Origin of the sequence: Roseiterribacter gracilis (assembly GCA_018332375.1) — a bacterium.
Classification (GTDB): domain Bacteria; phylum Pseudomonadota; class Alphaproteobacteria; order BOG-932; family Roseiterribacteraceae; genus Roseiterribacter; species Roseiterribacter gracilis.
Map to the genome: position 1 here is coordinate 2107824 of BOPV01000001.1, position 19119 is coordinate 2126942.

The 19119-nt window shown below is 64.1% G+C and carries 19 protein-coding genes and 1 tRNA gene; 12 read left to right on the plus strand and 8 right to left on the minus strand.

All coding sequences use genetic code 11. The features are described from left to right. Positions 1-15: 15 nt before the first annotated feature. A complete protein-coding gene (locus TMPK1_RS10460; protein ID WP_420242952.1) occupies positions 16-786 on the plus strand; it encodes an acid phosphatase in 771 nt (256 codons plus the stop codon). Here the strand turns inward: TMPK1_RS10460 and TMPK1_RS10465 are convergent. Next, on the minus strand, positions 780-2120 hold the full coding sequence (locus TMPK1_RS10465; RefSeq protein WP_420242953.1) for an ABC1 kinase family protein: 1341 nt from the start codon (positions 2118-2120) through the stop codon (positions 780-782). The genes TMPK1_RS10460 and TMPK1_RS10465 overlap by 7 nt on opposite strands. A 99-nt stretch (positions 2121-2219) precedes the next feature. Here TMPK1_RS10465 and TMPK1_RS10470 point away from each other — a divergent pair, with 99 nt between their 5' ends. After that, positions 2220-3383, plus strand: coding sequence for a class I SAM-dependent methyltransferase (locus tag TMPK1_RS10470; protein ID WP_420242954.1), 1164 nt, complete (start codon positions 2220-2222; stop codon positions 3381-3383). Here the strand turns inward: TMPK1_RS10470 and TMPK1_RS10475 are convergent. The 4 genes from TMPK1_RS10475 to TMPK1_RS10490 form a co-directional block, all read right to left on the minus strand. Continuing rightward, positions 3380-3883 (minus strand): hypothetical protein, encoded by a 504-nt coding sequence (locus tag TMPK1_RS10475; protein WP_420242955.1) that lies wholly within the window; start codon positions 3881-3883, stop codon positions 3380-3382. The two genes, TMPK1_RS10470 and TMPK1_RS10475, sit on opposite strands and share 4 nt — an antisense overlap. Before the next feature lie 101 nt (positions 3884-3984). Next, complete coding sequence (locus tag TMPK1_RS10480; RefSeq protein WP_420242956.1) at positions 3985-5436, minus strand: sensor histidine kinase; 1452 nt, start codon at positions 5434-5436, stop codon at positions 3985-3987. A gap of 157 nt (positions 5437-5593) precedes the next feature. Next, positions 5594-7405: a DNA helicase RecQ gene (gene recQ, locus TMPK1_RS10485; protein ID WP_420242957.1), complete on the minus strand. Its 1812-nt coding sequence runs from the start codon at positions 7403-7405 to the stop codon at positions 5594-5596. Further along, the gene (locus tag TMPK1_RS10490) at positions 7402-8607 is read right to left on the minus strand and encodes a glycosyltransferase family 4 protein (protein WP_420242958.1); all 1206 of its coding nucleotides are present in this window, start codon (positions 8605-8607) and stop codon (positions 7402-7404) included. Before TMPK1_RS10490 ends, recQ begins: the two co-directional genes overlap by 4 nt. 97 nt (positions 8608-8704) lie before the next feature. On the opposite strand from TMPK1_RS10490, the gene TMPK1_RS10495 reads away from it, so the two are divergent. From TMPK1_RS10495 to TMPK1_RS10520, 6 genes are all read left to right on the plus strand, one after another. Continuing rightward, the gene (locus TMPK1_RS10495) at positions 8705-9460 is read left to right on the plus strand and encodes an alpha/beta hydrolase (protein ID WP_420242959.1); all 756 of its coding nucleotides are present in this window, start codon (positions 8705-8707) and stop codon (positions 9458-9460) included. 153 nt (positions 9461-9613) lie between these two features. Continuing rightward, a complete protein-coding gene (locus TMPK1_RS10500; protein ID WP_420242960.1) occupies positions 9614-13111 on the plus strand; it encodes a chemotaxis protein CheB in 3498 nt (1165 codons plus the stop codon). Then, the gene (locus TMPK1_RS10505; protein ID WP_420242961.1) at positions 13108-13497 is read left to right on the plus strand and encodes a response regulator; all 390 of its coding nucleotides are present in this window, start codon (positions 13108-13110) and stop codon (positions 13495-13497) included. The genes TMPK1_RS10500 and TMPK1_RS10505 overlap by 4 nt, the downstream gene beginning before the upstream one ends. A gap of 69 nt (positions 13498-13566) precedes the next feature. Further along, positions 13567-14307 carry a methylated-DNA--[protein]-cysteine S-methyltransferase gene (locus tag TMPK1_RS10510; RefSeq protein WP_420242962.1) on the plus strand — a complete coding sequence of 247 codons (741 nt, stop codon included), beginning with the start codon at positions 13567-13569 and terminating at the stop codon, positions 14305-14307. Then, entirely contained in the window at positions 14304-14981 is a 678-nt protein-coding gene (locus TMPK1_RS10515; RefSeq protein WP_420242963.1) for a 2OG-Fe(II) oxygenase, read from the plus strand. Before TMPK1_RS10510 ends, TMPK1_RS10515 begins: the two co-directional genes overlap by 4 nt. A gap of 94 nt (positions 14982-15075) precedes the next feature. After that, a complete protein-coding gene (locus TMPK1_RS10520) occupies positions 15076-15678 on the plus strand; it encodes a hypothetical protein (protein ID WP_420242964.1) in 603 nt (200 codons plus the stop codon). On the opposite strand, the gene TMPK1_RS10525 is transcribed toward TMPK1_RS10520, so the two are convergent. After that, positions 15620-15988, minus strand: a complete 369-nt coding sequence (locus tag TMPK1_RS10525; protein ID WP_420242965.1) for a thioredoxin family protein — start codon at positions 15986-15988, stop codon at positions 15620-15622. The two genes, TMPK1_RS10520 and TMPK1_RS10525, sit on opposite strands and share 59 nt — an antisense overlap. Before the next feature lie 81 nt (positions 15989-16069). Between TMPK1_RS10525 and TMPK1_RS10530 the strand changes: the two genes are divergently transcribed. Both TMPK1_RS10530 and TMPK1_RS10535 read left to right on the plus strand, forming a co-directional pair. Next, positions 16070-16159 (plus strand) — tRNA-Ser (locus TMPK1_RS10530). Positions 16160-16292: 133 nt separating this feature from the next. Continuing rightward, a complete protein-coding gene (locus TMPK1_RS10535) occupies positions 16293-16559 on the plus strand; it encodes a GIY-YIG nuclease family protein (protein ID WP_420242966.1) in 267 nt (88 codons plus the stop codon). A gap of 20 nt (positions 16560-16579) precedes the next feature. On the opposite strand, the gene TMPK1_RS10540 is transcribed toward TMPK1_RS10535, so the two are convergent. Continuing rightward, positions 16580-17389: an MBL fold metallo-hydrolase gene (locus TMPK1_RS10540; protein WP_420242967.1), complete on the minus strand. Its 810-nt coding sequence runs from the start codon at positions 17387-17389 to the stop codon at positions 16580-16582. A gap of 150 nt (positions 17390-17539) precedes the next feature. Here TMPK1_RS10540 and TMPK1_RS10545 point away from each other — a divergent pair, with 150 nt between their 5' ends. Beyond that, on the plus strand, positions 17540-17905 hold the full coding sequence (locus tag TMPK1_RS10545) for a hypothetical protein (RefSeq protein ID WP_420242968.1): 366 nt from the start codon (positions 17540-17542) through the stop codon (positions 17903-17905). Between the two features lie 36 nt (positions 17906-17941). Further along, positions 17942-18385 carry an SRPBCC family protein gene (locus tag TMPK1_RS10550; RefSeq protein ID WP_420242969.1) on the plus strand — a complete coding sequence of 148 codons (444 nt, stop codon included), beginning with the start codon at positions 17942-17944 and terminating at the stop codon, positions 18383-18385. A gap of 32 nt (positions 18386-18417) precedes the next feature. On the opposite strand, the gene TMPK1_RS10555 is transcribed toward TMPK1_RS10550, so the two are convergent. Beyond that, entirely contained in the window at positions 18418-19119 is a 702-nt protein-coding gene (locus tag TMPK1_RS10555) for a VIT1/CCC1 transporter family protein (protein WP_420242970.1), read from the minus strand.

Here is a 19119-nt window from a genome sequence, read left to right on the forward strand (position 1 = left end):
GACCCGGGGTGACGCGTGAAATTCTATCTGCTGCTCGCTTGTTCGTTGCTCTCGGCATCTGCTGTCGCGCAACAGATCGAAACCCCGCCGCCGCCCAAAGACGAACCCAAAGCCGTCGGCTATCTGCCGGTCGGCACGCTCAACTTCACCGACATCTTGAAAGGTCCGCCCGCACTCGGCTCGGCGGAAGAAGCGGCCGACTTTGCCACCGTCGCTGAAGCGCAACGCACTGTGTCGCCGGAACGCTGGGCGAGCGCCGAGCTGGACGACAAGATGTTGCTCGTGCGTTTCAGCGACACGCTGGGCGTGCCGCTCAATCGCGCGACTTTGCCGCGTACGGTGAAGCTGCTGAACCGCGCGTTGCGCGATGCCTACAACGTGTCGAGCGCGGGCAAGAGCGAGTTCAAACGCGCCCGCCCGTTCCAGCGCGTGCAGGTCGCACGCCTGTGCGGCCACGATCCCGCGCTGCCACCCGAACCAGTGCCGAAGACGCTGACCTCGTACCCGTCAGGTCACACGACCTATGGTTGGACGACCGCCTTGGTGTTGAGCGACATCGTGCCCGAGAAAACCCCGGCGCTGTTTCTGCGCGCCCGTGACTATGGCGAAAGTCGCTATATCTGCGGTTGGCATTTCCCCAGCGACGTCGAAGGGGGCAAGCGCATTGCAACCGCCACCGTCGCGCGGCTGGAACAAGACCCGACCTTCAAGCGCGACCTCGCCTGCGCAACCGCGGAATATCGCAACGTCACGCGCGGCGAGAAGATGCCGAAGTCCTGTCAGTGAGGAACGTCGTGCTGTGCGAGTAGGGTGCGCTGGCGTTGTTCCAGCGCGGCTGCGTCGAACCCGTCGATCAGCTCGTGATAGAGCTTGTGCCAGTTCAGCTCGGCACCGAGACGGATAAACACCGAGCCTAGGCCCAGCGCGGCGCGATCCATCAGCAGGAATTCGCGCGGCACTTTGATGCCGCCAAGTTCGCGCAGTTTCTTGTGCACGGTCATCGCGGTTTCGCGCCCATAGACGGCGCCTTCGGCAACGCCGATCTTGCGCACGCGATCGTCGAGCAGCGGCTCGTAAAGGAACCGCGCCCAGACATTCAACGTCGCCAGCAACTCGCCTTTGACCTCGCCAAAGCCCCAAGCGCGATAGGCGTCGGCCGCCAGCGCGTCGTCGTTAGTTTCGATGGCGCGCTGCAGATCGATCACCGCCTGCACGAAGCGCGGCGGGAAGACACGGATCATGCCGAAATCCAGCAGATCCACGTCACCATTGCCGCGCGCCTGGTAGTTTCCCAGATGCGGATCGCCATGGATCACGCCGTAGCGATAGAACGGCACGTACCAGGCGCGGAACAGATTGCGCGCAACCGTGTCGCGCAGCTCGGGATGCGCGGCGACGAAATCGAGAACCTTCTCGCCGTCGAGCCAGTTCATCGTCAGCAGACGGCGCGTCGAAAGCTCGGCGACCGGTTCGGGAATGCGAATGGTTGGCTCGTCGGCCAAAATCGCGCGGTAGAGGCGCATATTGTTGGCTTCGCGCTCGTAGTCGAGTTCTTCGCGCAGCCGTTCGGCCAGTTCGGCGTGAATGCCGCCGGTCGACACGGCTTTGTCATAGCGCTCGAAAATACCGAGTACGATTTTGAGCTGGTTGAGATCGCTTTCGACCGCGCTCGCCATGTCGGGATATTGCAGCTTGCAGGCCAGCGCGCGCCCGTCGAGCGCGGTTGCGCGATGGACTTGGCCCAGCGACGCGGCAGCGGCGGCGGTTTGTTCGAACGACGCGAAACGTTGCTTCCAGTCGGGACCCAGCTCGCTTGCCATGCGCCGCTTTACGAACAGCCAGCCCATCGGCGGCGCGTTCGATTGGAGCTGCGAAAGCTCGGCGACATATTCGTCAGGGATCGCTTCGGGCACGGTGGCAAGGAACTGCGCCACCTTCATCAGCGGGCCTTTGAGATTGCCCAGCGCCTGGCGCAATGCGCGTGCGTGTTCTTCCTGGTCGAATTCGATGCCCAGAAACCGCTTGCCGGCCAAGCGCGCGCCCAACCCCGCCATCGCGGTCGAAGTCCGCACGGTGCGGGAGAGGCGGCCGGTAAACGAGCTGTCGTCGCTGTCACTCATGACTGCAGGACCTAGCACGGCCGGGCGTTTGCGGTAGGGGAGTTCTTGACGCGCCCACCCCGACTGTAGAAGGACGGTGGGGACGAACCAGGAAGTGACATGCGCGCCCTCATCAAGAAATTTGCCCGTGCGATTGCTGGCCGGGAAATCGACCTGCTGCGCCAGAGCGCAGCCGACGCTGCCGCCGCGCGTGAATTCATCGAGCAGCTCCGCCGAGACCTGACCCCGCTCACGCATGCAACGGTGCATCCGCCGGCGCCCGGGGATGCGGGATTGATCGAACAGCTTAATTATCGTTTCGCGCTACTCGATCAGCGCGGTGGCGTGCTCGAACATCATGCGGTCATGCTTCACAAGGAGCTCGACGAGCTACGCAAAGACGTACAGATCCTAGCGCGTACGCTGACTTTGCCGCCGACCGACCTCTGGTATGACGGCACCGGCGTCGCAGCCGCCAAGGAACCGCCCATCGGCGTGCTGCCGAGTTCGATGATCTGCCGCCAGCGCGAGATGGATACCGACTGGTACGCCTACTGGACCGGTCGCATGGCGCACAAGCCGCGCTATCATCGCAAAATGTGGGAGTTCGTGTTCATCGCGCAGGCGCTGTACGAACGCGGCCAACTTGCCCCCGGCAAACGCGGCCTTGGATTTGGCGTCGGCAAAGAACCGCTCGCTGCACTATTCGCAACGTTCGGCGCCGACACGGTAGGCACCGACATGCCGTTCGAAGGCGCGATCGAAGCAGGCTGGGCAACGGACAATCAACATGCGGCGGGTAAAGCGCAGATGCGCTGGCCCACAATTTGTCCCGACGACAAATTCGACGCACATGTGTCGTTCGAAACGTTCGACATGACCAAGACGCCCGGCGCGTTTCGCGACTTTGATTTCTGCTGGTCGTCCTGCGCGCTCGAACATCTAGGTTCGATCGACGCCGGCCTGTCTTTCATCGAACGCTCGATCGAAACGCTGAAGGTCGGCGGCGTCGCGGTACACACGACCGAATACAATCTGATCTCAAACGACGAGACGGTCGAAACCGGCGGCACCGTCTTGTTCCGCAAGCGCGACTTCGAAGCCGTCATCGAACGCTTGGAGAAAGCCGGGCATAAAGTGGCCCCGCTCGACTTGCGCCCGGGCGCGCAACCTGTCGAACGCTATGTTGACATCGCGCCCTTCCGCGACGAGCCGCATCTGCGCCTCGCGTTGATGGGCTACGCCACGACCTCGATGGGGTTGATCGTTACGCGTGGGCGCTAGGCGCCTTTCTTGCGCACATAGAGACCGTCAAAGGCGGTCGTCCATGACGCGCCGTTGTCGCTGCTCTTCTCCCAGAACTGGCGCACATGGTCGTCGTCAATCCGGGTCCAGGTGACGCGATCGACGCGGCCTTTGTCGGGCCGGCTTTGCATGCGCATCGCACCGTTCTCAAACGCGCCGTCCAGTTCCAACAACAGACCGCCACTGTCGCCCCAACGTTGCACCCAGTGTTTGCTGTCGGGGAGATACATGTTGATGCTGGTGCCGGTGTAGCGCCCGTCATTGGTGCGGTAATTTTCCAGCACCACGCAGCCGCCATGGACGCGCTCGATCTTGTTGCTGCCGCGCGACTGGCCTTTGACCAGCACGTCCCAGTCACCGACCCAGAAATCGAACTGGGCACGTTCGGCTTGCGTGCAGGAAGGTGGCGGCGTCGGCGTCTGGGCACACGCAGCGCCGGACGCGAACAGGGCGACGAGGGTCAAAGCGAGTTTGTGCATGACCTAAGTCTGCGCGGTCGCAACGGTACGGACCTAGGACCACTCAGCGCGCTGCGCGACGACACTTGTCTGTGGCGCTGTTGCTGCAAAGCCGCAGTCGTTCAGCGCCGCCGGCGTGGTGTCGTCGGCAGACGGATTTCGACGCGCGTATATCTGCCGAGTTCGCTCGACAGATGCAGACTACCGCCCAGCAGGTCGACCAAATGTTTGGTCAAGGCCAGGCCCAGGCCGGTGCCCCGCTCGTTGCCGTGCAGCGCATCGCCGGCGCGTTCGAACGGTTCCAGCACCCGCGCGAGATCGCGCTTGGCGATGCCGATGCCGGTATCTTCGACGGTCAATTGCAGCGCGTCGCCCGCGGGCAGCGCGTCGATCCGTGCGGTGACGGTGCCGCCGCTGGGCGTAAAGCGGATCGCGTTGCCGGCCAGGTTGAGCAGGATCTGCCGCAACCGCAACTCGTCGCTGATAAAACGCGGCAGGTCGTCAGCGGCGGTGAAACGCAGTTCGACATGCGCCTGCTCCGCCAACGGCGCCAGCATGCGGCTGGTACTGTGCAGCAGCGCCACGCAATCGATGTCGCGCCAGAAGATCGGTTCGCGGTCGTGGTCGTGGCTGGCGAGATCGAGCACGCGATTGACCAGCGACAGAAGATGTTTGCCGCTGTCGCGCACGTCGCCGGCATAGCCGAGATAGCGTTGCTGGTTGGCGGGTAGTGCAAGCGGCCCAAGCGCCTGCAGCACGATCGCGTCGGAAAACCCGATGATCGCGTTCAGCGGCGTGCGCAGCTCGTGACTCATTTCGTGCAGGAACCGGTCTTTGGCGTCGGCTGCGGCGCGAGCCGCGCTGGTCTGTTCTTCCAGCCGCTGGATCAGCGCTTCGTGGCGCCGCCCTGCCAGAACCAGACCGATCGTCTGGCGGAAACTGTCGCGAATGATCGTCATCATCGCGTAGATGCCGGCCAGCACCATCACGCCGAACAGGACGAAGTCCAGCGTACCGCGCAGGAAGGCTTCGATCGCGATCGGCAGCAGCATCAGACAGACTTGTCCAAAAGCGAGCCGCGGATAGGCGCTGTTGCGCGCGGCTGCACCGGCCGAAATGGCAAAGCTGGAAATCGGAATCATCGCGCGGACCAGCGCGTCCTGCGTGTTGAACAAGACGATGCCGCCAAGCCCGACCAGAAACGCCGCGCTGTAGCCGCCGATTGCGTACCAATGCAGCCGCAAACCCGGCGACATGCCGTCGGCACGCAGGCGGTCGCGCAACAACAGCCGGATCGTCATGACGACGAGATGCGCGAAGGCCCAGATCCAGAACCAGGGCTCGCCGGTGCGCATGCCCGCAATCGCCGCGATGCCCGCGGCGCAGCCGCCAGCGATCACAATCGTCGGCAGCGCGTGGTGCAACGAACCGACCAGATCGCACCGTGTGCGCTCGTCGAACGCGGCAATGCTCGGCAGACGGCGATCGAACCAGGCGTGCAGCGCACTGCCGGCTTTGACCGAGCGTCCTTCGGGCGGCGTCGCGTCGCCGACGATTTGCAGAGTTGCGTCCATGACAAGGCGTGCGTACGCGCCTTGGCTTAACGGAATCTCTCTCAGCCTAGGTCGCAACACAGTTTTGACGCGTCATTCGCGCTGCAGTCACAGCGCCACGCGAACTACGTTCGGCCGCGCGAGCCGGCACGCTTGCTGGTTGTAAGTCGCGCTGCCGTTATGTCGCAGCGTGTTCCGCAATCACCGCCAGAAACGGCTCGGCATAGCGCGCCACTTTGGTCGCGCCGACACCCGGTAGTTTCGCGAAGGCGACGCGATCGCGCGGACGCACCTTGGCCATTTCGATCAAGGTCGCGTCGTGGAAGATGACGTAGGGCGGCACGTCCTGCACCTTGGCCAGATCGCGGCGCAGCGCGCGTAGCGCATCGAACAATTGCTCGTTGTCGCTGCCGATCGGGGCGCGTTCCTGCGTGCTGCGCGCCTTGCGCACCGGCTTGGTCGGATCTTTGCGCAGCGACACCGACGTCTCGCCTTTCAGCACCGGTCGCGCCGCTTCGGTCAATTTCAGCGCGCCATATTGTTCGGTCTCGACGCGCAACAGCCCGCCCGCAACCAGCTGGCGTACGACGCCGCGCCAGGTCTGGCGATCAATGTCCTTGCCGACGCCAAAGGTCGGCAATTGTTCGTGGCCCCATTTCTGGATGTTCTCGGTGTCGGCGCCCACCAGCACGTCGATCACATGCGCGGCGCCGAAGCGCTGTCCCGTGCGCACCACCGCCGACAATAATTTCTGCGCCGCCTCTGTCCCGTCCCAGCTTTCGACCGGTTCGAGACACGTATCGCAATTGCCGCATTTCTCGGGCAGGTCGTCGCCGAAATAAGCCAGCAGCGCCTGGCGGCGGCAGCGCGTCGTTTCGCAAAACCCGACCAGCAGTTCGAGCTTTTGCTTTTCGATGCGTTTCTGGTTGTCGGGCGCGTCGCCCTGTTCGATCAGCGCGCGCGCCTGCACGATGTCCTGCAGCCCGTAGAGCATCACCGCTTCCGACGGCAGACCGTCGCGGCCGGCACGGCCGGTTTCCTGGTAATAGGCTTCGAGCGATTTCGGCGCGTCGGCATGGACCACAAACCGCACGTCGGGCTTGTCGATTCCCATGCCGAACGCAATCGTCGCCACCACGACGATACCGTCGTCTTTGAGGAACCGGTCGAGCGTGCGCGCACGCAGGCCTTGGTCGAGACCCGCATGGTACGGCAGCGCCTGCACGTTTTCGGCTTGCAGCTGCGCCGCCACTTGCTCGGTCTTGTTGCGCGTCGCGCAATAGACGATGCCCGCGGCGCCGCCATGGCGGCGCACCACGTTCAGCACCTGCACGCGTGGCGTCGATTTGGCTTCGACTGTGTAGCGGATGTTGGGACGGTCGAACCCGGCCACGAATTGCGCCGCGTCTTTGAGCGCCAGCCGTTCGACGATGTCTTTGCGCGTCGCCGCGTCGGCTGTCGCGGTCAGCGCCAGAAACGGCGCGTCGCCGGTCTGTTCGCGCAACGTCGCCAGCTGCAGATATTCGGGCCGGAAGTCGTGGCCCCATTGCGACACGCAATGGGCTTCGTCGACTGCCACCAAGGCGATTTTCGTCTGCGTCAGCAGACGGCGAAACCATTCCCCCAACGCGCGTTCGGGCGCGACATAGACGAGATCCAGCTTGCCGTCGCGCATCGCTTCTTCGATCCGCGTCGATTCGCGGAATTCCAGCGACGAGTTCAAGGCGGCGGCGCGCACGCCAAGCTGCTGCAGCGCCGTCACCTGGTTCTGCATCAGTGCAATCAACGGCGAGATCACCAACGCGGTGCCCGGCCGCACCAGCGCCGGCACCTGGTAGCATAGCGACTTGCCGCTGCCGGTCGGCATCACCGCCAACGCGTCGCGTCCCGCTACGACGCTGCTGATGACTTGTTCTTGCAGCCCGCGGAACGAGTCGAAGCCAAAGACTTTATGCAGCGCGTCCTGTGCGCTGGCGTGCGTCGTGCTCATTCCTGCGACTGGGCCGCAAGCTGCGTGTCCAGCAAGCCGAGCAGGTCGAGATAGACGCCCAAGGTCGTCCAGGTCATGCGCTCTTTGGTGAAGCGCGCGGTGATGTGGTCGCGCGCGGCGATCGCGACAGCTTCGCGCGTGGTCGGATCGATCGCCAGAATTTCGTCGATCGCCTCGGCCAGCGCCTTGGCGTCGTTGGGCGGAATCAGAAGACCGGTTTCGCCGTTGAGGATGGTCTCGCGAAAGCCGCCGAGATCGGTTGCGATCACCGGCCGTCCCATCGCCTGGGCTTCGACCGGCACGCGCCCGAACCCTTCTGGCACCAAGGACGGCGCGACGACGACCGACGCGAATGAATAGGCCGCCGGCATGTCGTCGCATTGGTCGACGATGCGCACGAGGCCGCGTTTGACGTTGGCGGCCGCGCGTTCCAGATCGCGCTCGTAGTTTGACCCTTCTTTGGCGCCGCCACCGACCAGCACGGCGCACAGATCGTCGCGACCGAGACGCGCCAGCGCTTCCAGCAACACGAGATGACCTTTGAGCCGCGTGCGCCGCGCCGGCAGCAGCACGACTTTCATGTCTTCGGGCACGCGCCAAGCCGGGCCGAGCTTGGCGACGCGTTCGCCGCCGACTTTGGCCGGATCGAATTTGGCAAGATCGATGCCGCGCGGCACCACCACCAGCTTGGCCGGATCGACGCCGTAATAGGTGCGAATATGATCGGCGAGAAAATCGGAGATCGCGATCACGCGTTCGCCGCGCGCCATGATCGAATTGTAGCGCCGCTTCCACTCGCCTTTGAATCCGTAGGCGGCGTGGAACGTCGTCATGAACGGCGTGTTGGTGCGCGCCGCCGCACGCCACGCGCTCCAGGCCGGTGCACGGCTGCGGGCGTGGATGATGTCGACTTCGTGGGTGCGCATCAGCCGCGCCAGACGTCCGGCATTGGCGCGGATCACCAGCGGGTTCTTCGACTTCAGCGGCAAGGTCAGATGCGTGGCGCCGCTACGTTCCAACTCGCGCACCATCGGTCCGCCCGCGCTTGCGACCAGTGCGCGACCGCCCGCCTGCACGATCGCAGCGGCAACGTCCAACGCACCGCGCTCGGCACCGCCGGCGACGAGCGAAGGAAGGACTTGCAGGATCGTGATGGGCCGACCATTCGGGCGACGCAGGACGAGCGATGGTTGCGCGGACATTAGGTCGGTGGAATCAGGCGAATCGAATGTGAGATTGTACCGGCACGCCGGTCCCGCCTTATAGAGCCTGGCGACCGGAATGGAACGACGAGACCACATGAGCAGCACTGTCGAAATGTATGAGCGTGACGGCCTGCCGCGGCTGGCGACGCAGCGGATCGCGGGGAAAGGCCCGGGGATCGTGTTTTTGCCGGGCTTTCGCTCGGATCTGACCGGGACCAAGGCGCAATTCCTGTTCGAGTTGGCGAAGTCCGACGGGCGGGCGGCGTTGCTGCTCGACTATCGTGGCCATGGCGCATCCGACGGCAGGTTCGAAGACGGCGCGATCGGCGACTGGGCAAAGGACGCGATCGACGCGATCACCGCGCTGACGACCGGGCCGCAGATCGTGGTCGGCTCGTCGATGGGCGGCTGGATCGCATGTCTGGTGGCGCGCGCATTACCGGACCGTGTCGCTGGCCTGGTCGGCATCGCACCGGCGCCCGATTTCACCGAACGCCTGATGCGCCCCGCATTGACCGACGCGCAGCGCAAAGCGCTGGACACGGTCGGCAAGTTCGAAGTCGCGTCGATCTACGATCCGGTGCCGACCGTCTATACGCGCCGCCTGTTCGAAGATGGCGTACATCAACTCGTGCTCAACACGCCGCTGGTCGTGCAGGGCAAAGTGCGTTTGCTGCACGGGCTGAAGGATCCCGACGTGCCGTGGCAGCATTCGGTCGATCTGGCCGAACATGTGACCTGCGACGACGCGCGTGTCGTGCTGGTCAAAGACGGCGATCACCGTCTGTCGCGGCCGACCGATTTGGGGCTGCTGGCAGACGCGGTGGCCGAGCTGACCAACGGCGATTGATCGCCAACTGCAAGCCATCGCAACAAGCGATATCGCTTGCCCTCATTGTAGATACGATCGCACGTCCCATATGGGGATTTCGCGCCAAAGCGCGTAGCGTACGCCTGCGCAGCCACAGACGGCTTTCGCCGCCTGCATCGGCAAAAGGACTTCATGAATTCCGCATTGCAACCTGTCGACACTGTTCGACCGCTTTTGGTGGTCGGCGTCGGCGCGTCTGCGGGCGGCTTGGCCGCGTTCAAAACCTTCTTTGCGCATATGGCGCCTGATGCCGGCATCGCCTTTGTGCTGATCCAGCATCTCGATCCCAATCATCATAGTCTTCTGGTCGAGCTTCTCGCGCCGATCACCACGATGCCGGTGGTCGAAGCGAAAGACGGCATGCAGCTTGCGGCCAACAGCGTCTTCGTCATTCCGCCCAATGCAACCATGACGGTCAAAGACAGCCGGCTTTGCGTTGTTCTGCCTGCCGAGCCCGGCGAACGACGGCGGCCGATCGACATTTTCTTTCTGTCGCTGGCGGCAGAGGTTGGTGAGAACGCCGTCTGCATCGTGTTGTCCGGCACCGGCAGCGACGGCACGCGCGGTCTGCAGGCCGTGAAAGAACATGGCGGACTGACCTTGGCACAGGCCATGTTCGACCATCACGCAATGCGGGGCATGCCATCGAGCGCCAACGCGTCAGGCTTGGTCGATCATGTGCTGCCGGTCGAAGCGATGGGCGCGCTTCTCGTCTCGCATCAGTCGCATCTCGAAAAGCAGGCGCCCCAACTCGACAGCGACGGCGTGCAGCGCGACGTCGCGCAGGAGATCGCGACGATCTCGGCATTGTTGCGCACCCGGCTTGGACATGATTTCGGCCACTACAAGGAAATGACTCTGATCCGCCGCGTACAGCGGCGCATGCACGTGCAACAGATCGGACGCGTCGATGACTATGTCGAACGGCTGCGCAACGATCCGGCCGAGCTCGCGGTGCTGTTCCAGGATTTCCTGATCAGCGTCACTGAATTCATGCGCGATCCCGACGCGTTCGAAGCGTTGCGCACCGAAGTCGTGCTGCCGCTGGTCGCGGGCAAGGGAACCGACGAACAGATCCGTGTCTGGGTCGCGGGTTGCGCCACGGGCGAAGAAGCCTATTCGCTCGCCATTCTGTTCAACGAGGCGCTCGAACATTCGGCGGCGCATCCGCGCGTGCAGATCTTCGCCACCGATCTCGACGACCGGGCCATCCAGTTCGCGCGTGCCGGTCGCTATCGCGGCCATCTGACCGGGCTTTCACAACAACGCGTCAGTCGCTGGTTCACGACCGACGGCGACGCGCACGTACCGATCAAGTCGGTGCGCGATATGTGCGTGTTCTCGACTCACTCGGTGATCAAGGACCCGCCCTATTCCAAGCTCGACCTGATCTCGTGCCGCAACGTTCTGATCTACATGGATGCAGAGCTGCAAGAGCGCGTCGTGCGCAACTTTGATTTCGGCCTGCGGCCCAGCGGCTATCTGTTTCTGGGTTCGTCGGAAAGCCTGGCTCGTCCCAGCGAGCTGTTCACGCCGCTCGACAAGAAACATCGCATCTTTCGCTGTCGCGGCCTGTCGCCGGCCAAGCTCGACGTTCCCGCGATTTCGCATCCGACCATTCCCGGCATGCCGGCCGCGATCGTTCCGTCTTCGACTTCGCAGGATCGCATCGCCAATCTCGCGCGTGCGGCGATGGAACGGTACGCGCCCGCCTATTTCGTCATCGACCCGGACCAGCGCATCCTGAATTTCTCGGGCGGCGAGACCGGTCGCTATATCGAACCGTCGGCCGGACGCGCCAGCCTGGATCTGTTCGAGATCCTGCAGAAAAGCCTACGCCCGATCGTGCGCAGCGTGCTCGACCGGGCGCAACGCGCCGGGACTGCGATCCAGGAACATATCGAAGTCGAAATCGACGGCCATTCCCGTCCAGTCCTGCTGATCGTCGAGCCGCTGGTCGGCCTGCAGCTGACGGCCGGCAGTTGCGTCGTCGCCTTTCACGACCAGCGCGTCTTTGCCCGCGCCCCGCCAAGCGACGGGCGTATCGATGTCAGCGCCGCGGCGGTTGAGTCGCTGCAAGAGGAAGCGCGTGCCCTGCGGACCCAATTGCGCGCCGCGATTCACGCGGGCGACGCGTCGACCGAAGAGCTGCGGTCCGCCAACGAAGAATATCAATCGGTCAACGAAGAGCTGCAATCGACCGTCGAAGAGCTCGAGACCGCCAAGGAAGAAACCCAGTCGATCAACGAAGAGCTGCAGACGCTGAATCACGAGATGGGCGAGAAGAACCTCGTCCTGATGCGGCTCAACAGCGACCTGCGCAACCTGTTCGAAAGCACCCAGGTTGCAACCTTGTTTCTCGACGGCGATTTGCGCATTCGCAGCTTCACGCCCAGCATGACCGAGCTGTTCCATCTGCGCGCCAGCGACCGCGACCGGCCGGTCACCGATATCGTGTCGCGGATCGCCTATCCCGACCTCGCACGCGACGTTGCCAACGTGCTGGCCAACTTGACCGTTCTCGAACGCGAAGTTCGCACCAGCGGCGGCGAAGCGAGTTTTCTTCTACGCATCCGTCCCTATCGCACAGTCGACAATGTGGTCGACGGTGCCGTGCTTACCTTTGTCGACATCACCGAGCGGCGGCGCCAGGAAGAAGGGCGCGCGCGCCTGGCCGCGATCGTCAGCTCGTCCGAGTCGGCGATCATCGGATTTGCGCTCGACGGCACCGTGACGAGCTGGAACGAGGCGGGGAAAGCCATCTTCGGCTACGACGCCGCCGAGATGCTAGGACAGACGATCGCGCGCATCCTGCAGCGGCCCGACGATATGGACGCGCTGCTGCAGCGGCTGCGCAACGGCGAAACATTGCCCTATCTCGAAGATGGCTGGCAGCGCGCCGACGGCACCGCGCCCAATGTCGAAGTGTCCGTGATCGCGGTTCGCGACGAGCACGGACAGGTGCTCGGCGCCTCGGCGATTGCGCGCGACACGACGCAGCGCGTGCACGCGCAAGAACAGGCGAGCTTGTTGCTGCATGAATTGCGGCACCGGGTGAAGAACGCGCTGGCGACCGTGCAATCGATCGCGCAGCAGACGCGACGTGCCAGTGCGAGTGCCGATGAATTCCACACCGCCTTCAATGCGCGGTTGCGCGCTTTGGCAAAAACGCATGACTTGTTGATGCGCGACGGCTGGCGCGACGTGTCGATGCATCATCTGCTCGAAGGTGAATTGGAGCCCTACCGAGCCGGCAACGAAATTCGCTGGTCGCTGAACGGCCCCGACCTCGCGCTCGACTCCAAAGCGACGGTCGCGCTGGGTCTGATCTTTCACGAGCTCACCACCAACGCGGCGAAATACGGCGCACTGTCGGGTCCTGAAGGGCTGCTCAGCGTCACCTGGACCATCGCGCGCAACGGCACACGGCGCGAACTGTCCCTGCTCTGGCAGGAAAGCGGCGGCCCCGTCGTGGCCAAGCCAGCCCGCACCGGATTCGGCTCGCGCCTCATCCGCAACGGCCTGCGAATTGAATTTGGCGGCGAGGTCACGCTGGATTTCGAACCGCCCGGTCTGCGTTGCACGATGCGGCTGCTGTTGCCGGCCGACCCAATACCCAACGCCGCATGAACGCCGCCCACGACCAGGACTTGCTGCCGCACGCACATACGAAGCCGCGAATCCTGGTCGTCGAAGACGAAATGCTGCTGGTCATGTTGCTGGAAGACACGCTGAGCGACGCCGGTTTTGAGATGGTGTTCGCGGCGCGCGTCGACCTGGCCATCGCGATGGCGACGGTCGAGCCCCTCGACGGAGCGCTGCTCGACGTCAATGTCAGCGGCGTCCCGGCTTTTCCGGTCGCCGACGTGCTGCGCAAACGCGGCATCCCATTCGCGTTCCTCACCGGCTATGGCCGCAGCGGCGTGCGCGCCGACCTGGCCGACGCGCCGGTGATCGGCAAGCCGTTTGATCCGAGCGATATCGCGCGCTGCCTGACTGGATTCGGTACGCGGTAGGCACCGCAACTACCGGAATGCAACAGCGCGCCGCCGCGCCCATCTTCTCCAGACCGAAGGAGAAGAACCATGCAGACCAAGCCTTATCGCGGAACGATTCCGCGCACCGATGCGAACTGGCACGCCGTGCAGACGCGCGATGCGCGCGCCGCGCTGTTCTATGGCGTACGCACGATGGGTGTGGTGTGCCGCCCCACCTGCCCGTCACGCCGACCCAATCGCGAGAATGTCGAATTGTTCGCGACGTTCGAGCAGGCCGTTGCGGTCGGCTATCGCGCCTGCAAACGCTGCCGTCCGAGCGAGCCGCGCGATCGCGCCGTCGTGCGCTTTGCGTTGGACGAAACCTCGCTGGGCGCGATCCTGGTTGCACGCACGCCGCGCGGCGTCTGCGCCATCGCGCTGGGCGACGACGCACCGACCTTGGTGCGCGATCTGCAAACGCGCTTCCCTGCCGCGTTCCTGCTCCATGACGACGCGGCGCTGGCGCGCGAGCGCAAGCTGGTTCGCGCCTTTGTCGAAGATCCTGCAGCGGGACTCGATCTGCCGCTCGATCTGCAAGGTACGGCGTTTCAGCTTGCGGTTTGGGCGGCGCTGCGCGATCTGCCGCGCGGCCGGACCGCAACCTATCGCGACGTCGCGTGCCGTCTGGGACGGCCGCACGCGGTGCGCGCGGTGGCAAGCGCCTGCGCCGCCAATCCCGTCGCGCTGGCAGTTCCGTGCCACCGTGTCGTGCGCGCCGACGGAACCGACAGTGGCTATGCCTGGGGCCTCGCGCGCAAACGCGCCTTGCTGGCGCGCGAGGCAGCATGAGCGAGGAACTGCTGACGCGGCTCGATCGCGACGGGTTTGCGACCACGGGCCGGCTTTTGTCGGACGAGGATTGCGCCGCGTTGATTGCGACCTGGCAGGAGCCAGCACAATTCCGCTCGCGCATCACGATGGCGCGCCACGGGTTCGGCCAAGGCGAGTATCGCTACTTCGCGAACCCGCTGCCGGATCGCGTCACCAGCCTGCGCGAAAGCTGGTACGCGCAGCTCGCACCGGCCGCCAATCGTTGGGCCGAAACCTTGGGACTCGACCAGCAGTTCGAAGCGACGCACGCAGCGTTTCGCGCGCGCTGCCACGCCAACGAGCAGCGCCGGCCGACGCCGTTGCTGCTGCGCTACACGCAAGGTGACTACAACCGCCTGCACCAGGACCTCTACGGCACGGTCTATTTTCCGTTCCAGCTGGTGATCCTGCTGTCGCAGCCGACCAAGGACTTCGATGGCGGCGAGTTCGTTCTGACCGAGCGACTTGCGCGTATGCAGACGCGCGTCGATGTGGTGCCGTTACAGAAAGGCGACGGCGTCATCTTCGCAACGCGTGAACGCCCGGTGCCCAGCGCACGCGGCAGCTCGCGCGCCGAGTTTCGCCACGGCGTCAGCCGCATCCGCGGCGGCGAGCGCTTCACCTTGGGCGTGGTGTTTCACGATGCTGCGTAGGAGAACGGAATTAGATTGCATTGCCTGGAACTGACCGGCTCGCCAAAGCTTTGCGCAATCACCGGCAAATCTTGAAACGAGCACACCGCCTGCAATGCCCATATCTTTGTTCCTGCGCGGCTTGGCGTTGTTGCTGCTCGTCGGCGGCACTGCACATGCAGAATTGATCACGACGCGCCCACACGGGACGTTTTCCAGCCGGCCCCTGACGCTCGATATCGGCGGCGGTGCCGCGAGCTACTCATTCAGTTCGGCCGCCGCCAGCGAGCGTTCGATCGCGCCGGTTGGCATTTCGACCGGCGGCACGGCGCGCGTCGCAAGTTATGGCGCCCCGTTCTATGACCCGCCGCGGCCAGCCTCCTATATCGGCCCCGGCATCATCGCCGACGATACGTTGGCAATGTACGTCGCCTATCCCGCGACGGTGGCGATTCCGTTTTCCAACGCGCGCATCTTTCTTGGTCTGCAGTTCGAACTGCGCGACGGCGTGCATTTTGGCTATGCCGAACTCTTCGACATGACGTTGGTGACTTTCGCGTACGAGACGATCGCCGGACAGAAGGTCATCGTCGGCGCCGATCCAAGCGACCCACCTGCCGTTCCTGAACCTTCATCGATCGCGCTGCTCGCCAGCGCCCTCAGCATCGTTGCTTTTCGATCGCTTCGGCAAACGCGGCGCCGCCGGGCCAGCTTGTAATGCGACCCAGCTTGGTCGTGCCGCGAAAGACGAAGAAGGTTGGCACGCCGTGCAGCGAGAAGCGCGTGGCCATATCGGGATCGTCATAGACGTTGCAGTGCAGCCACTGCACGTCGTCCCAGATGAAGCGGGCCGGATCGGCGCTAAGCGCGCGTTTCGCGACATCGCAATTGGGACAGTCATTGCCCCAGAGAAAGAGGATGGTCAGCGCATCCCCACGCGCGCCAAGCGTCGCATCGAGACCGGCCGCGGTGGCGGCCTGGACTGGAAAAGACTGGAAGAAGGCGGCTGCGGCTGGATCGGCGGACATGGCGGAAAAGCTAGGCCTCGCGCGGCGCCCGGCTAGGTCCCTTGCCCCGGCCCACCCCGCGTGCTTTTTTCCGGCCGCGCCGGAGGGGTGGCCGAGTGGTTGAAGGCGCTCGCCTGGAAAGCGGGTAAACCGGAAACGGTTTCGTGAGTTCGAATCTCATCCCCTCCGCCACCCTACGCTCCTTCGGAGCTTCGGGTGGCGCGCCACCCGAAGCGGAGAGGGAGTGTAGGGTGGCGGAGATCTCCCGAAGCTCCGCAGGAGCGTAGGGAGACTGGCTCCGCGAGCGCACTCCTGCATTTGACTCATGCCACGAGCACCGCACTATCGGCACGTGTGGTACGTCTACTTCCTCGAGCTGAACAACAAAGACATCTATGTCGGTTCGACGAGCGATTTGCGTCGGCGGATAGCGAGCCACGCCGAAGGCAAAGTGCCCTCAACGCGACCGCACCAGCCGTCGCAGCTACGATCTTACGTCGCTGTCGAAACCGAAGCAGTCGCGCGTTCGCTTGAGCTCTATTTCAAATCCGGTTCCGGAAAAGCAGTCGCGCTGAAACGCTTTTTCCCTTAGCCGACAGCAAATTTGCGCATCTAAACCGCCTCAAACCGAAACCCTTCGCCGTTGCGGACAACGCGGCCGACGCCGGGTGCGTCCAGATGCGCGCCGGCGACGTAGCAATTGTTGTCGGCGGCCAATGCCAGAAGGCGCAGCCGCGTTGCGCGCGCAGCATCCTGATCGGCGTCGAACTCCCACGTGATCTCGGGCCGATCGAATTGCAGCGACGGCACATGCACCACGTCGCCCCAGATCAACAAGGTTTCGCCGCCGCTTGTCACGCGAAAGCAGGTGTGGCCGACTTCATGGCCGCGCGCATCGATCGCTTCGATCTGCGCGTTCAACCGCTGCCCGACGTCGAGCGGTTCGGCGCGATCGTGAAACCGTTGCAGCCGCGCTTCGGCGCGGAACATCGCCATCTCCAGTCGCGGCACCAGCAGGCGTGACAGCTGCGTGAAACCGTCGTTGCCGTCGGCAAGAACCAGCCCGTGAATATGATCGAGATGGGTATGGGTAACGGCGACGGTTCGAATCCGGTCGACGTCGATCTTCGCTTCTTGCAGCGCCTCCGGCAGGAACCCCGTCGTCGGATGCCAGGCGTTCGCCGCGCCGACGTCGATCAAGGTGATGTCGGCGCCGTCATCGATCGCAAACGTGTTGACGGACAGGCGGAGCGCGCCGTCGACGAGCCGCACCTGTGCCGGCAGGTCGTCGCCGAACGGCTTGTCGCCGGGTTGGCGCAGCCTGCTGGTCGCCATGTCGGCATATCCGTCGCACAGCGAGACGACGGCGAGATCGCCGAGCCTGTAGGTGGCGTGTCGCTGGCCGGAGGAAATTCGCTGCAAAGGTCATCCTGTCTGTTCGAGCCGCATACGACGGACAGGCCGGCCGGCCAAAAAAATCCTGGACGCCGTGTCGACCTGACGAAAGCTGGTTCGTCCTAGGAGTATCGAGCCGCTGGTTCGGTGCGCAATACGCAAGAAAAAGGAAGTCCCATGGCCACGAACAACACCTATCTCGCTGTCTTTCTCGGCAGCAAAACCAGCCCGCGCATGAAGGCCTGGATGGCGATGTCCGACGCCGATCGTCGCGCCAAGGAGCAAGAAGGCATCGCCGCCTGGGGTGCCTGGGCGCAAAAACATCAGGCGGTGATTGCCACGATCGGCGGACCGCTGGGCAAGACCAAGAAGGTCAGCGAACGCGGCACCGAAGACATCGCCAACGAGTTGGGCGCCTTCACGGTCGTAACCGCGGACTCGCACGAAGCCGCCGCCAAGCTGTTCGAGAACCACCCGCACTTCACGATCTTTCCCGGCGAGTCGGTCGAGATCATGCCGATCCTGCCGATTCCAGGTCAGTGACCGACAACACAACTTCAACGCATCAGGATTACGACCATGCCTAGCACCGTGCATTTGCACCGCGTCCTTACGACCAGCCCCGAGAAAGTCTATCGCGCGTTTCTGGAAGCGGATGCGCTTGCGAAATGGCTGCCGCCGAACGGCTACACCTGCACCGTCCATGCCTTGGAACCGAAGGTCGGCGGCACGTTCAAAATGTCGTTCCGCAACTTCACGACCGGCAACGGCCACTCGTTCGGCGGCACCTATGTCGAACTCGTTCCGGGCGCAAGCCTGCGCTACACGAACAAGTTCGACGATCCCAACCTGCCTGGCGAAATGCAGGTCGAGGTGACGCTGAAGAAAGTATCGTGCGGCACCGAAGTCGAGATCACACAAGCCGGAATCCCTGACGTCATTCCGCGTGAAGGCTGCTATCTCGGCTGGCAGGAGTCGCTGCGCAATCTCGCCCGGTTGGTCGAGCCGGAGATCAATCAGTAACGCCGCGTCATCGGTATGGAACGGCGTTCGAGCTAGACCGCCGTTCCAACCACGCGCCCGATGCCGGCCGTCAGCGCCATCGCAAGCGCGCCCCAGAATGTCACGCGCAACGTCGCGCGCCACACGCCGGCACCGCCTGCACGCGCGCCGATTGCGCCCAGCAGGCCCAAGAACAACAGCGACGCAACCGAGACGAACGGCACGATCCAGCTCGATGGCGCAAGCAGCACCATCGCCAGCGGCATTGCAGCGCCGGTTGTGAAGGTCGCAGCCGACGTGAACGCCGCTTGGATCGGACGCGCGGTGGTGATTTCGGAAATGCCCAACTCGTCGCGCGCGTGTGCACCCAACGCGTCGTGCGCCATCAGTTGGGTTGCAACTTTGTCGGCGGTTTCCGCGTCGAGGCCGCGCGCTTCGTAGATCGCAGCCAGCTCGGCCTGTTCGGCGCCGGGGCTTGCCGCCAGCTCGCCGCGTTCGCGCGCGAGATCGGCTTGTTCGGTGTCGGACTGCGAAGACACCGACACATATTCGCCGGCCGCCATCGACATGGCGCCCGCAACCAGTCCGGCCGCACCCGCGATCAGAATATCAGCGCGCTGGGCCGAAGCCGCTGCGACGCCGACGATCAGGCTGGCGGTTGAAACAATTCCGTCGTTGGCACCCAGCACCGCTGCACGCAGCCAGCCGATACGAGAGACCAGATGATGCTCGGTATGCCGCCGCAGTCGTGACAT